This is a genomic window from Streptomyces sp. NPDC096048 (assembly GCF_044763415.1).
In the GTDB taxonomy this organism is placed as follows: Bacteria; Actinomycetota; Actinomycetes; order Streptomycetales; family Streptomycetaceae; genus Streptomyces.
Genome location: NZ_JBIWGG010000009.1, coordinates 245,143 through 258,857, shown reverse-complemented (window position 1 = coordinate 258,857; position 13,715 = coordinate 245,143). Strand labels below are relative to the sequence as shown.

At 73.8% G+C, this 13,715-nt stretch carries 9 protein-coding genes; 1 reads left to right on the top strand and 8 read right to left on the bottom strand.

Going from position 1 to position 13,715, the window contains the following annotated elements:
• The first annotated feature begins 288 nt into the window (after positions 1 to 288).
• Positions 289 to 1,800 carry a protein kinase gene (locus ACIQ6R_RS25780; protein WP_404223692.1) on the top strand — a complete coding sequence of 504 codons (1,512 nt, stop codon included), beginning with the start codon at positions 289 to 291 and terminating at the stop codon, positions 1,798 to 1,800.
• 247 nt (positions 1,801 to 2,047) lie between these two features.
• Here the strand turns inward: ACIQ6R_RS25780 and ACIQ6R_RS25775 are convergent, their stop codons facing one another.
• The 8 genes from ACIQ6R_RS25775 to ACIQ6R_RS25740 all read right to left on the bottom strand — a co-directional run bounded on the left by ACIQ6R_RS25775 (position 2,048) and on the right by ACIQ6R_RS25740 (position 13,383).
• Complete coding sequence (locus ACIQ6R_RS25775) at positions 2,048 to 2,866, bottom strand: TrmH family RNA methyltransferase (RefSeq protein WP_404223691.1); 819 nt, start codon at positions 2,864 to 2,866, stop codon at positions 2,048 to 2,050.
• Between the two features lies 1 nt (position 2,867).
• Entirely contained in the window at positions 2,868 to 4,100 is a 1,233-nt protein-coding gene (gene cobA / locus ACIQ6R_RS25770; RefSeq protein ID WP_404223690.1) for a uroporphyrinogen-III C-methyltransferase, read from the bottom strand.
• A gap of 185 nt (positions 4,101 to 4,285) precedes the next feature.
• Complete coding sequence (gene cobT / locus ACIQ6R_RS25765) at positions 4,286 to 8,161, bottom strand: nicotinate-nucleotide--dimethylbenzimidazole phosphoribosyltransferase (RefSeq protein WP_404223688.1); 3,876 nt, start codon at positions 8,159 to 8,161, stop codon at positions 4,286 to 4,288.
• Positions 8,162 to 8,557: 396 nt separating this feature from the next.
• The gene (gene cbiE, locus ACIQ6R_RS25760; protein ID WP_404179547.1) at positions 8,558 to 9,784 is read right to left on the bottom strand and encodes a precorrin-6y C5,15-methyltransferase (decarboxylating) subunit CbiE; all 1,227 of its coding nucleotides are present in this window, start codon (positions 9,782 to 9,784) and stop codon (positions 8,558 to 8,560) included.
• Between the two features lie 119 nt (positions 9,785 to 9,903).
• The gene (locus ACIQ6R_RS25755) at positions 9,904 to 10,542 is read right to left on the bottom strand and encodes a GNAT family N-acetyltransferase (RefSeq protein ID WP_404223686.1); all 639 of its coding nucleotides are present in this window, start codon (positions 10,540 to 10,542) and stop codon (positions 9,904 to 9,906) included.
• 146 nt (positions 10,543 to 10,688) lie between these two features.
• On the bottom strand, positions 10,689 to 11,516 hold the full coding sequence (locus ACIQ6R_RS25750; protein ID WP_404223684.1) for a MetQ/NlpA family ABC transporter substrate-binding protein: 828 nt from the start codon (positions 11,514 to 11,516) through the stop codon (positions 10,689 to 10,691).
• A gap of 74 nt (positions 11,517 to 11,590) precedes the next feature.
• On the bottom strand, positions 11,591 to 12,328 hold the full coding sequence (locus ACIQ6R_RS25745) for a methionine ABC transporter permease (protein ID WP_404179556.1): 738 nt from the start codon (positions 12,326 to 12,328) through the stop codon (positions 11,591 to 11,593).
• On the bottom strand, positions 12,325 to 13,383 hold the full coding sequence (locus ACIQ6R_RS25740) for a methionine ABC transporter ATP-binding protein (protein ID WP_404223682.1): 1,059 nt from the start codon (positions 13,381 to 13,383) through the stop codon (positions 12,325 to 12,327). Before ACIQ6R_RS25740 ends, ACIQ6R_RS25745 begins: the two co-directional genes overlap by 4 nt.
• Between the last annotated feature and the right edge of the window lie 332 nt (positions 13,384 to 13,715).

Here is a 13,715-nt window from a genome sequence, read left to right as displayed (position 1 = left end):
CCGGCCCTGCGCACGAGGCCGTCCGTCGCCACACCGCGGGGGCGGGGCGCCTCTCCGGTGCCCGCCGCCGTCCCCACCCGCTCCGCCTCTCCAGGTCCAATCCCCTCCCCACGGCGGGTGGTTGGGATCACCGGTGGCTCGGTGCCGAGCCGCTCACCCGTTCCCTGACCGCTCCTCAACTCTCGCACCCGGCACTGACAATCCGTCGTTCCGAGAGGGCGCGGCCTCTGCGCGCGGGCGGCCGTGGAAACGTAAGCTGTGGCTCGTCACAGGGACCGGGCAGCGGGGATGAACATGGCGATGATGCGCCTGAGGCGCGAGGACCCGCGCGTCGTCGGCTCGTTCAGGCTTCACAGGCGGCTCGGCGCGGGTGGAATGGGCGTGGTCTACCTGGGCTCCGACAAGAAGGGGCAGCGGGTCGCGCTGAAGGTCATCCGGCCGGACCTGGCCGAGGACCAGGAGTTCCGCTCGCGGTTCGCCCGTGAGGTCTCGGCGGCCCGGCGCATCCGCGGCGGCTGCACCGCCCGGCTGGTCGCCGCCGACCTGGAGGCGGACCGGCCGTGGTTCGCCACGCAGTACGTGCCCGGCCCCTCCCTGCACGACAAGGTCGCCGACGGTGGCCCGCTCGGCGCGGCGGACGTCGCAGCCGTGGGCGCCGCCCTGTCCGAGGGCCTGGTCGCGGTGCACGAGGCCGGGGTGGTGCACCGGGACCTGAAGCCGTCCAACATCCTGCTCTCCCCGAAGGGGCCGCGGATCATCGACTTCGGCATCGCCTGGGCGACGGGCGCCTCCACGCTCACGCACGTCGGCACCGCGGTCGGCTCCCCCGGGTTCCTCGCGCCGGAGCAGGTGCGCGGGGCGGCCGTCACACCGGCCACGGACGTGTTCTCGCTGGGCGCCACACTGGCGTACGCCTCGATGGGAGACTCGCCCTTCGGACACGGCAGTTCCGAGGTGATGCTGTACCGCGTGGTGCACGAGGAGGCCCAGCTGCACGGGGTCCCCGACGCCGTCGCCCCGCTGGTCCGGGCGTGCCTGGCCAAGGACCCCGAGGAGCGTCCCAGCACGCTGCAACTGTCGCTGCGGCTCAAGGAGATCGCCGCCCGGGAGGCCCAGGGCCTGGCCGACGTACGGCCGCCCGCGCCGCGCAGCGCGGAGGCCGACCTGCCCACGGGGCGGCTCGCCGACACCTACCCGGAGCGTGCTCAGCGGCGTCCGCAGGGCCGGCCGGGCGCTCAGGGCACACCCGCGCCGCGGAGCGCTTCGGGCGGGCGGGGCCCGGCTCCGGCACGCGGTGGCGATCCGTCGCGCGGCGGCGACCCGTCACGCGGCGGCTCACCCGCGCGCGGTGGTACGCCGTCCCGCAACGGATCCGCCGCCCGGGGCGGCAGCGCCTCGCGCGGCGGCGGAGCGGGGGCGCGGTCCGGGTCGCGGCCAACTCCCGCCTCCCGCAACACCACCGGACGCAACACCACCGGCCGGAACACCACCGGCCGGAACACCTCCCGCAACGACGGCGGCGGACGATCCGCGCCGCGCAGCGGAGCCGGCCGTACGGCGTCGAGGCCCACGGGAACCCGTTGGCGACGGCCCGCCAACCCGCGGCTGCTGCGGCAGCGTCTGTTCGTGTTCGTGGTCGTGACGCTGCTGGTCGCACTGGGCATCGCCGCCGCGCAGGGCTGCCAGGGGCCGGCACGGGGCCTCGGCGACGAACGGGGCGGCGTACGGACGCAGCAGGAGCGGCAGCAGCCGGTGGACGTAGGGGACTACGCTCCCGGAGGCCGGGCGTCCGGGCTGTAGACGGGGCGGGGCGCGGGCCGTCGGCGGGCTGTGGACGGATGAGGTGCGGACCGTTGACGGGCTGTGGGCCGGCGGGGTCAGGACGGTCGGGGTCAGGACGGTCGGGGTCCCGGGCGGACGGCGACCGGCCTGCGGTCCTCGGCCGCGCGGCCCGGGGCCTGGGCCGCGCGGCCGGCCCGTAGACCTGGTGGCCGGCCCCTAGCCCGGTGGCCGGCCCGTAGGCCCGTGGCTGGTCGGCCTGCCGGTTCTACGCCGAGGGGCGGCCCGTCGCCACCGCGTAGAAGGCGACCGCCGCCGCCGCGCCCACGTTGAGGGAGTCGACGCCGTGGGACATCGGGATGCGGACCCACGCGTCGGACGCCGCCAGGGCCCGCCGGGACAGGCCGTCGCCCTCGGCGCCCAGCATGAGGGCCACCCGGTCCATCCGGTGCGGGGCGACCTCGTCCAGGGACTCGGCCCGCTCGTCGGGGGTGAGGGCGAGGAGCGTGAAGCCCCCTTCGCGGACCGCCTCAAGACCGGCCGGCCAGGTGCCGAGGCGGGCGTACGGCACGGAGAAGACCGCGCCCATCGAGACCTTCACGCTGCGCCGGTACAGGGGGTCCGCGCAGTCCGGCGAGAGCAGGACCGCCTCCATGCCGAGCGCGGCGGCGGAGCGGAAGATGGCACCGATGTTGGTGTGGTCGTTGACCGACTCCATGACGACGACACGGCGGGCGGTCCGCAGCAGGTCCGCCGCCGTGGGAAGCGGCTTGCGCTGCATGGAGGCGAGGGCGCCGCGGTGCACGTGGTAGCCGGTGACCTGCTCGGCGAGCGCCGGGTCGACGACGTACACCGGAGCGGGGGCCTCGTCGATGATGTCGCGCATGGTGTCGACCCACTTGGCCGAGAGCAGCATCGACCGCATCGCGTAGCCCGCTTCACCGGCCCGCCGGATGACCTTCTCGCCCTCGGCGACGAACAGGCCCTCGGCGGGTTCGCGCCTGCGGCGCAGTTCGACGTCGGTCAGGCCGGTGTAGTCGTGCAGGCGCGGGTCGTCGGGATCGTCGATCGTGATGAGGTCGGCCATGTCACGCCGCCCCGTGCGGGCCGACGCCGACGACCTCGCCGACGACGATGACGGCGGGTGGCTTGACCTCCTGCGCGACGACCGTCTCGGCGACCGTGGCAAGGGTCGCGTCGACCCGGCGCTGGGCGGCCGTCGTGCCCTCCTGGACGAGGGCGACCGGGGTCTTCGGGGACTTGCCGTGCGCGACGAGGGTCTCGGCGATCTTGCCGATCTTGTCCACGCCCATGAGGATCACGAGCGTGCCGGTGAGCTTGGCGAGGGACGGCCAGTCGACCAGGGAGCGCTCGTCGTCGGGGGCGACGTGGCCGCTGACCACGGTGAACTCGTGGGCGACGCCCCGGTGGGTGACCGGGATGCCCGCAGCGCCGGGGACGGAGATGGAGCTGGAGATACCGGGGACGACGGTGCACGGGATGCCCGCCTCGGCCAGCGCCTGCGCCTCCTCCATGCCCCGGCCGAAGACGAAGGGGTCGCCGCCCTTGAGGCGTACGACCGCCTTGCCCTGCCGGGCGTGCTCGATCAGTGCGTTGTTGATGGCCTCCTGGGCCATGAAGCGCCCGTACGGGATCTTCGCCGCGTCGATGACCTCGACGTGCGGCGGCAGCTCGGCGAGCAGGTCGCGGGGGCCGAGCCGGTCGGCGATGACGACGTCGGCCTCGGCGAGCAGGCGGCGGCCGCGGACGGTGATCAGGTCGGGGTCGCCGGGTCCGCCGCCGACCAGGGCGACTCCGGCGGTGCGGGTGCGCTGGTGCGGGGCGACGAGGGTGCCGTCGCGCAGGCCCTCCACGACCGCGTCGCGGATGGCGGCGGTGTGCCGGGGGTCGCGGTCGCGCGCGTTCGAGGTGAGCACGGCGACGGTGACGCCCTCGCTGTGGCCGGTCGCCGGGGTCCAGGCGGTGGCCCGGTCGGCGTCGTCGGAGCGGACGCACCACACTCGGTGCCGCTCGGCCTCGGCGGAGGCGGCGGTGTTGGCGTCGGTGTCGCTGGTGGCGATCAGGGCGTACCAGGCGTCCGCGAGGTCGCCTTCCGCGTACGGGCGCCTCTCCCAGGTGATCTCGCCCGCGTCCGCCATGGCCTCCACCGAGGGGGTCGCCTCGGGAGAGACGAGGCGGATGTCCGCGCCCGCCGCGATGAGGGCGGGCAGGCGGCGCTGGGCGACCTGACCGCCACCGAGGACGACCACGCGACGGCCGGTGAGGCGGAGGCCTACGGGGTAGGCGGGGTGTTCGGCCATGAGGGAGGGCTCCTCGTCCTGGCGGTGCGGTGGGCGCTGCGGCGATGGAGCGGCCCTGACGTGGGGATACGTGCGGATTCTAGGAGACGCGCGGAGGCGGCACGAGGTCGGTCCGGCGTACGGCGGGGTGGAGCGGGGCGGCGGGCGACGGATCGCCGGTCGCGTCGCCGTGCCCCGCCCCGCTGCTACTTCTCGGTGACGCCCGCCGAGTCGAACGTCGCGACCTCGTGCATCGCCCGCGCGGTGCTCTGCACCATCGGCAGGGCGAGCAGCGCGCCCGTGCCCTCGCCGAGGCGGAGGTCCAGGTCGACCAGCGGGCGCAGGCCCAGCTTGTTGAGCGCGGCGACGTGGCCGGGCTCGGCGCTGCGGTGGCCCGCGATGCAGGCCGCGAGGACCTCGGGAGCGATGGCGCGGGCCACCAGGGCGGCGGCGCCGGCGCTGACGCCGTCCAGGATCACCGGCGTACGCAGGGAGGCGCCGCCGAGCAGCAGGCCGACCATGGCCGCGTGCTCGAAGCCGCCGACCGCGGCGAGGACGCCGATGGGGTCGGCCGGGTCGGGCCGGTGGACTTCCAGCGCGCGGCGGACGACCTCGGTCTTGCGGGCGAGCGTCTCGTCGTTGATGCCGGTGCCCCGGCCGGTGACGTCGGCCGGGTCCGCACCGGTGAAGACGGAGATGAGCGCGGCGGACGCGGTGGTGTTCGCGATGCCCATCTCACCGGTGAGCAGTGCCTTGTTGCCGGCCGCCACCAGGTCGCGGGCGGTCTCGATGCCGACCTCGATGGCCTGCTTGGCCTCCTCGCGGGTCATCGCGGGACCGGTGGTCATGTCGGACGTGCCCGCGCGGACCTTGCGGGGCAGCAGGCCGGGGGTGGCGGGCAGGTCGGTGGCGACGCCGACGTCCACGACGCACACCTCGGCGCCGACCTGGGTGGCGAAGGCGTTGCAGACCGCTCCCCCGCCCAGGAAGTTGGCCACCATCTGGGCGGTGACCTCCTGCGGCCAGGGGGTGACGCCCTGGGCGTGCACCCCGTGGTCGCCGGCGAAGACCGCGACGGCCGCGGGCTCCGGGATGGGCGGCGGACACTGGCGGGACAGGCCGGACAGCTGGGCGGAGATGATCTCCAGCATGCCGAGCGCGCCGGCCGGCTTGGTCATACGCTTCTGCCGCTCCCAGGCCTCGCCGAGCGCCTTGGCGTCGAGCGGGCGGATCTGTGCGACGGTCTCGGCAAGCAGGTCGTGGGGGTCCTCTCCGGGCAGGGCGCGTCGGCCGTACGTCTCCTCGTGCACGACCCAGGACAGCGGGCGGCGCTTGGACCAGCCCGCCTGCATCAGCTCGGGCTCGTCCGGGAACTCGTCGACGTACCCGACGCACAGGTAGGCGACGACGTCCAGGTGTTCGGGCAGGCCCAGCGCGCGGACCATCTCGCGCTCGTCGAAGAAGCTGACCCAGCCGACGCCGAGGCCCTCGGCGCGGGCGGCGAGCCAGAGGTTCTCGACCGCGAGCGCGGAGGAGTACGGCGCCATCTGCGGCTGGGTGTGCCGGCCCAGGGTGTGCCGGCCGCCGCGGGTCTGGTCGGCGGTGACGACGATGTTGACCGGGGTGTCGAGGATGGCCTCGATCTTCAGTTCCTTGAACTGCTTCGCCCGGCCCTTGGGAAGGGACTTCGCGTAGGCCTCGCGCTGACGCATCGCCAGTTCGTGCATAGCGCGGCGGGTGTCGGCGGAGCGGATGACGACGAAGTCCCAGGGCTGCGAGTGGCCGACGGAGGGCGCGGTGTGGGCGGCCTCCAGGACGCGGAGCAGCACCTCGTGCGGGATGGGGTCGCTGCGGAAGCCGTTGCGGATGTCGCGGCGTTCGCGCATGACCTTCAGGACGGCCTCGCGTTCGGCGTCGTCGTAGGCGGGCGCCGCGGGGCCGGTGGACTGCCGTACTTCCGCCACGGCGGCCGTGCTCACGTCGTGCGGGTCTTCCTGGTCGGCGGCGCGGGTGTCCAGGTCGTCGGCGCTCTGGGCGACTTCGGGGCCGGCCTCGCGCGGGGCGGGGACCGGGGCGACGTGCTCCGGCGCCTGTGCGTCAGCCTGCGCCTCCAAGGGGAGGAGAAGGGCCTCGGGCGGTGTCGGGGCGAGGTGCGGGGTGGTGGGCACCTGACCGCCGTCGACCGGCACGAACTGACCGACGGGCTGCTCCGGGCGGTCGCCCACGGCCTCGTCGGGGCGGGGCGCCGGCTCGACGGTGCCCGTCATCGTGACCTCGGACTCCCCTGGCTCGGGCACGCTGTGGGGCGCCATCGTTTCCCGCGGTACTTCGGCGGCCACGAGGGACTGGGGGCCCTGAGCGGGCTGCGGGTCGTCCGGGACGGGCTGGGCGTCCGGCTGGATCCCGGCGGCGGGCTGGGCGTCGGGCAGGCCTTCGGCGGTGGGCTGGAGGTCCGGCTGCATCTCGGCGGCGGGCTGGGCGTCCGGCTGCGGGGCGGCGTCCTGCGGGTCGGGCTGCGTGCCCGGCTGCGGGTGTGCCGCCGCTGTCTGCGCGGGCTGCGCGGCCGGCTCGGGCCGCGCTTCGGGCTGCGGATGGGCCGCGCCTTGTACCGGCTGCTCGACCGATTCCTGTGGCGGTACGGGCTGCTCCGTGGCGGGCGGCGCGGCCGGTGCCTCCGGGGACGGCTCGGGTTCGGCGTGCTCGGGCACGGCCGCGTCGGGGTTCTGCACGACCGCGGGTGCTTCGGGGACCTGGTCGCCCGCGACCGTCTCGGGGGTCTGGTCGTCCGGGGCCGCGGGCGCCTCGGTGAGCATGGCCTCGTGCGGCTCGGGAGCCTCGGCGGGCACAACCGTCTGAGCGGGCTCGGGAGCGTCGGTCGACTCAACCGCCTGGACGGGCTCGGAAGCCTCGGCAGGCACAACCGCCTGGACAGGCGCGGGAGCCTCGGCCGGCACCACCGCCTGGACGGGCGCGGGCGCGGGTTCCTCGGCGGCCTCGACAACCTGGGGGTCCACGGACACCGGCTGCTCGGGGGCCTCTTGGACGGGCTGGGCGGGCGCGGGCGCGGGCGCGGGCGCGGGCGCGGGCGCGGGCGCGGGCGCGGGCTGCGCAGTGACCGCCTCGGGGGACGGAGCGGCTTCCTCCGCGGGGTCGGGACCCGGGTCGGGCTCGACCTGTTCCGCCGCAGCCTCTGGGGCGGGCACCTCGTCCGCCACGGCCTCCTGGCCCGCGCCGCCGACGATCGGCGTCTGCGGACCGTACGTCGTCTCGTCGCCCGGCACGGCATCGGCGCCGTCGCCGTCGCCGTCGCCGACCACGGTCTCGGTCTCGGTCTCGGTCCGGGCCTCGGCGGGGGCGTCGGCAACCGGGGCCTCGGCCTCTCCCGCTTCGCCGGACTCGCCGGCCTCCCCGCCCGTCGCCGCCACTGCCCCCGTCGCCACGCGGGTCACGAGCGCCTGGGCCGCGCCCACCGGATCGGACACCTGTTCCGGTACCGGAATAACCGTTTCCGCATGCACCGCCTCGGCGTTCACCGGGGCCTCCGAGAGCTGCGGGGCCCGCGGCGCCGCGTGCGCGCCCCAGGGCGCCGCCCCCTGCGGTGACATCGCGGCCGCCTGCGGGACGTCGAGGTACTCCGGACCGGCGGTCGGCGGGCCGGCGTGCCGCACCGGCGCGTCGGCCGGGCCGCGGTCGGCGAGGGAACGGACCGGGCTCGCGGAGGTGTCGGGGATCGGCGGACCGAGGTGCAGCGGCCTGCGCGGTGGCGCCGGCGCGGACGCGGGCTCGGGTGCCACTTCCGGCTCCGGCAGGCGGACGCCGCCGAGGTCGACCGAGCCGCTGTCACGGCCGGACATCTCGTGCGGGCCCGGCTGGTGCACGGTCTCGACGACCGGCTCCGGCGCGGGCGGCGCGACCTCGTTGCCCCAGGCGCCCTGGGCTCCCGGCAGCAGCAACAGGTCCTCGTCCTCGGCGGTGGACTCGGAGAGGTAGGCGTACGCGCCGGGTGCGGGGACGCCAGGCTGCTCCACCATGCCTGCGTCCTCCGGCAGCCCCTCGCCCGGGATCTGGCCGGTGTCGGTCATGCGTAACCCCTCGCCCATCGGTTAGTGCTTCTACGACCAGCTACACCCGGGACGGCGCACCGACCGCCCCGTAGTGAAGAACGAGCGTGCGTGCCCAGCGGCACGAACGACCCGCCGGAAAAGACGACAAAGCCATTGAGTGGCATTGTCGCGGTCGTTCCCCCGCCACGACAGCTTGATCCGCGACGGCCCGCTGTGGACTGCGCCACGTTGCGCGTCCTCCGGTTCTGCCGTACCACACCCAGCCCGGATCGGGCGGGTTTTTACGGACAATGACCGACGAACTGCCGGGTGTCCGAGTGCGGTACAACAATCCGCCAGCCTACCCCGCGCGGTATGACAAGCCGATCACGGGGCGCGGTCCGGAAGTCCCGCCCGTCGCCCGACCACCGCCCCTCAACGAGGCGCTTCGCGCCGCACGATTTCTCCGGTGAGCAGGAACGCGACGCTCCGCTCGGTCTCCGTCCAGGCCCGGGTGTCGAGTCCGACGGACTGCAGCAGGGCGCACTCGACCCGGTAGCCGTGCTCCGTCAGGTCCCGGCCGACGAGTTCGGCCGCGTCCCGGGTCGCGGCGTGCGCGACGATGCGCTGCGGCCGCCGGTCGGCGACCGCGGAGACCACGGCCGCTCCCCCGCCGCCGACCCGGACGACATCGGGCTCGGGGAGGTTCTCCAGGACGTACGGGGCGGTGCCGTGCACGATCTGGAGCTGGGCGCCGAAGTGCCGGGCGGTCGCCTCGGTGCGGGCGCAGGCGTCCGGGGCGCGGTCGACCGCGATGACCGCGGCGCCCGCGCGGGCGGCCTCGGTGGCGAAGGCGCCGCTGCCGCAGCCGATGTCCCACACCAGGTCGCCGAGGCGCGGGCCGAGCCGGGCGAGTTGGGCCGTGCGGAGCAGGTCGGTCTCGCCCTCGCCGAGTTCGCCTCCGTACGCCTCCGCGGGCAGGGCCCAGCCGCGCGGACCGGCGGCGGGGTCGCGGCCGGCGACCCAGCCCGTGCCGTCGGTCGCGGTGCCGGGGCCGACGCTTCCGCCGACGACGATGACGACGTTCGGGTCGCGCCAGGTGTGGTCGGCGGCCTTGTCGGAGGTGACGACGGTGACCCGTTCGCGCGTGGTGCCGAGTTCCTCGCAGATGACGAAGGTGCGGTGGATGCCCTCCATCAGCAGGCCGAGTTCGGCGGGGCCGGCGCCCGGGGAGGTGAGAACCGCGACCTTGGTGTGGGCCCGGCATACGTTCACCGCGCGTCGCAGCGTGCGGGGGTGGGCGACGACCACATGGGCGTCGTCCCACGGCATACCGGCGCGCGCGAAGGCGGCGGCCACGGAGGAGACCGCCGGGACGACTTCGACCTCCAGGCCGAACTCGGGGGCGCGCAGGGTGCGTACGACGCCGAAGAAGCCGGGGTCGCCGTCGGCGAGTACGACCGCCGTGCCGCGGTGGGCGGCGACGCGGCGGGCGGCGAGGGCGACGCTGCCGAGGCGGATGCGTTCGGCGGCGGGCGGTACCTCGGGAAGTGCCAGGTGGTGGGCGGCACCGGCCACCAGTGTGGCGGCGCCCAGTGCGGAGCGTGCCGCGGCGGTCAGTGGCGAACCGTCCCAGCCGATCACCGTGACCCGGTCGGCCATCGTCGTCAGTCTCCAGGATGTCGCAGGTCGTGGTCGCGGAACCGTTGGCCGGCGCGCTCCGTGAGGGTACCTGGTGCGGCCTGGGGGCGGGGCGGTGGCGTGGTCGGAGCGCCCGCGGGTCAGTTCCAGTCGGTGAAGGTGGTGAAACCGTCGTTGTCGGTCAGTGGCCCGGCCGCGCCTTCGAGGTCCTCCGGCAGCAGGCTCCACACGATGAAGTCGGTGCGTACGTCCGTCCAGACACCGTCGTCGGCGCGGACCCGGGCTATGCAGGCGTTGCGCAGGACGCCCTCGCTGATGCAGCCGATCTTCTGGGCGACCTGCTGGGAGGCGGTGTTGTCGGCGGCGGTGCGCAGCTCGATGCGTTCGAACTTCTGGTCGCCGAAGAGCCATTGGGCGGTGGCGAGCGCCGCCTCGGAGGCGTAGCCCTCGCCCCGGGCCCAGGGGGCGACGATGTACGACAGCTCGGTGGACCGTACGTGCCAGTTGGTCCTGGTCAGCTGGACGACTCCGACCAGGCGCTGGGTGAGGAACTCGGTGACCGCGAGGTCGAGTCCCCGGCCGGACGTGCGCTCGGCGGGGGCGTACTCGCCGATCCAGGTACGTGCGGCCTGCTCGGAGAAGGGCTGGGGGACGTGGGTCCAGGCGGCGACCTGCTCGTCGTTCATCATGGCGGCGAGGGCGGGGACGTCGTCCTCGTCGAGGGGGCGCAGCACCAACCGCTCCGTGCTGATGGAGATGTTGGGGAAGGTGCTCGTCATGCGCCGCTCCGTAACCTGTGTAACCGTCAGGGCCTACTCGAACTGCCCAGCATGCAGCATGAAAGCACTCAACCACATCACGGGGTCCGCCCCGGTGCGGAGCGGACCCCGCGCGGAACGGACCCCGTGCGGGACCGGCGGTGTGGTCAGAAGGAGGGCAGGACGGCGCCGGCGTACTTGTCCTCGATGAACTTCTTCACCTCGGGCGAGTTGAGGAGCTCGGCGAGCTTCTTCACGCGCGGATCGTCCTCCTGGCCCTCCTTGACGGCGAGGAGGTTGCTGTTCGGGTTGCCCTCGGCGCTCTCCAGGAGGAGGGAGTCCTCGGCCGGCTTCAGGTCGGCCTCGATGGCGTAGTTGCCGTTGACGACGGCCGCGTCCACGTCGTCCAGGGAGCGGGGGGTCTGGGCCGCCTCCAGCTCCTTGAACTTGAGGTTCTTCGGGTTCTTGGTGATGTCCGAGGGGGTCGCCGAGGTGCCGACGCCGTCCTTGAGCGTGATGAGCCCGTTGGCCGCGAGCAGCTGCAGGGCGCGGCCCTCGTTGACGGTGTCGTTCGGGACGGCGACGGTCGCACCGCTCTTCAGGCCGTCGGCCTTGTCGACCTTGTGGGAGTAGAGGCCGAGGGGCTCCAGGTGCACGTCGACGACGGACACGATGTGGGTGCCGTTCTTCTTGTTGAAGTCGTCGAGGTACGGCTGGGTCTGGAAGTAGTTGGCCCCCACCGAGCCGTCCTCCGTCGCCGTGTTCGGCGTGACGTAGTCGGTGAACTCCTTGACCTCGAGGTCGAGGTCCGCGTCCTTCGCCAGGTTGTCCTTGACGTAGTTCAGGATCTCGGCGTGCGGGGTGGGGCTCGCGGCGACGATCAGCGGGCCGGAGGTGTCGGAGGCGGAGTCCTTGCCCGAGCCGCAGGCGGAGAGTCCGAGGGTGAGCGCCCCGGCGGCGAGGACAGCGGTGGTGATCTTGGCGGTGTTACGCACGAAAAGTGCCTTTCCTGAGGTGGTGCGACCCCGTTACGGGTGACGGGGAGTCCGTGGAGAAGTCGAGCGGCCGGTTACGCGGCCTTGCTCACGTCGGCCGCGGCGGGCTCCTTGGCCTTGAGCAGCCGCAGCCTGGGACCGGCGCCCCCGCGTCCGCCGCGGCGGTGCAGGGTGCGGGCGGCGTAGTCGCCGGCGAACTGGATGAGCGAGATGACGACGGCGAGGATCGCGACGGTGATCCACATCAGCCCGGTCTCGAAGCGCTGGTAGCCGTAGCGGACGGCGAGGTCGCCGAGACCTCCGCCGCCGACGGTGCCGGCCATGGCCGAGTAGCCGATGAGGGCGATGATCGTGGTGGTGGTGCTGGCGATCAGCGACGGAAGCGCTTCGGGGACCAGGACCTTGCGGACGACGGTCCAGCTGTTGCCGCCCATGGACTGGACGGCCTCGACGAGCCCTCCGTCGACCTCTCGGACGGCGGTCTCGACGAGCCGCGCGAAGAAGGGGATGCCGCCGATGGCGAGCGGCACGATCGCGGCCTCGCTGCCGATGGTCGTGCCGGTGACCCAGCGGGTGAAGCTCATCAGCGCGACCATGAGGATGATGAACGGCATCGAGCGGCCGACGTTCACGATCTGGCCGATGACCTTGTTGACGAGGACGTTCTGCAGCAGGCCGCCCTTGTCGGTGAGGACGAGGAGCACGCCGAGCGGGAGCCCGGCCACCACGGCGATCAGGGTGGACCAGCCGACCATGATCAGGGTCTCCCAGGACGCCTGCTCCAGCAGGGGCCACATCTCGGACCAGGTCACTTGGCACCTTCCTTCACCAGCGGGGACGGCGCGTCCGCGTGCTCGTCCGGCGTCTCGCTCACCACGTCGATCTGCAGGCCCTGTTCGCGCAGGAAGCCGACGGGCACCACGTTGTCCTCGTAGCGGCCCGGCAGTTCGATCCGCATGCGGCCGACCTGGAGGCCGCCTACGGTGTCGATGGCGGCACCGAGGATCGATATGTCGATGTTGTAGGTGCGGGACAGCTGGGAGATGACCGGCTGCGTGGCGGCCTCGCCGTGGAAGGTGACGTCGAGGACGGTGCGGTCGGCGCCGGACGCTTCGCCGCCGACCGGGAAGAGGGCGGCGGCCAGTTCGGAGCCCGGGGTGGCGAGCAGCTCGCCGACCGTGCCGGACTCGACGACGCGGCCCCTGTCCATGAGGGCGGCCGAGTCGCAGACGCTCTTGACGACGTCCATCTCGTGGGTGATGAGCAGGACGGTCAGGCCGAGCTGCCGGTTCAGGTCGCGCAGCAGCTGGAGGATGGAGCGGGTGGTCTCCGGGTCGAGGGCGCTGGTCGCCTCGTCGGAGAGCAGGACCTTGGGGTCGCCGGCCAGGGCGCGGGCGATGCCGACGCGCTGCTTCTGGCCGCCGGAGAGCTGGGCCGGGTAGGCCTTGGCCTTGTCGGCGAGACCGACGAGGTCGAGCAGCTCCAGCGCCTTGCGGGAACGTTCCTTCCTGGACCTGCCGAGGATCTCCAGCGGCAGTTCGACGTTGTCCTGCACGGTCCGGGTGGAGAGCAGGTTGAAGTGCTGGAAGACCATGCCGATACGGCTGCGCGCCTGCCGCAGTTCCTTGCCGGCGCGGGGGCCGCGGCCGGCGAGCGCGGTGAGGTCCTGGCCGGCGACGGTGACCGTGCCGGCGGTGGGGCGCTCCAGGAGGTTGACGCAGCGGATGAGCGAGGACTTGCCGGCGCCGGACTGACCGATGACGCCGTACACCTCGCCCTCGCGGACGTGCAGGTCGACGCCGTCCAGGGCGGTGACCTCGCGGCCGCGTGAGCGATAGACCTTCGTGAGGCCCGATGTGGTGATCACGTGGGTTTCCGTCACTGTCGAGTGCGCGGCGCGGTGGTGTGCGCCGGGCACGGGGCGTTGTTCTTCGGGGGCTTGGGGTCCTTCGGAACGCGGCACGGTTCTCGCGGCGGCGATGCGCGGTGGCGTGGGGAACCGGGGAGAAACGTGTGCGCGGGGCGTGGCTCGGCCGCGTGCGCGGGGCGCGGTGGCGGGTACGAGCCGGGCGCTCGCTTCGGGGCGCGAGGCTCAGGTGGTGCGGGGGCCCTCTAGAAGGCGCACATTCGACACATACAACGAGCACCGGGCGTCATGGTCGCCTCGGTCGCAGGGGTGCGGTCGCTCGTCGTGCTCAT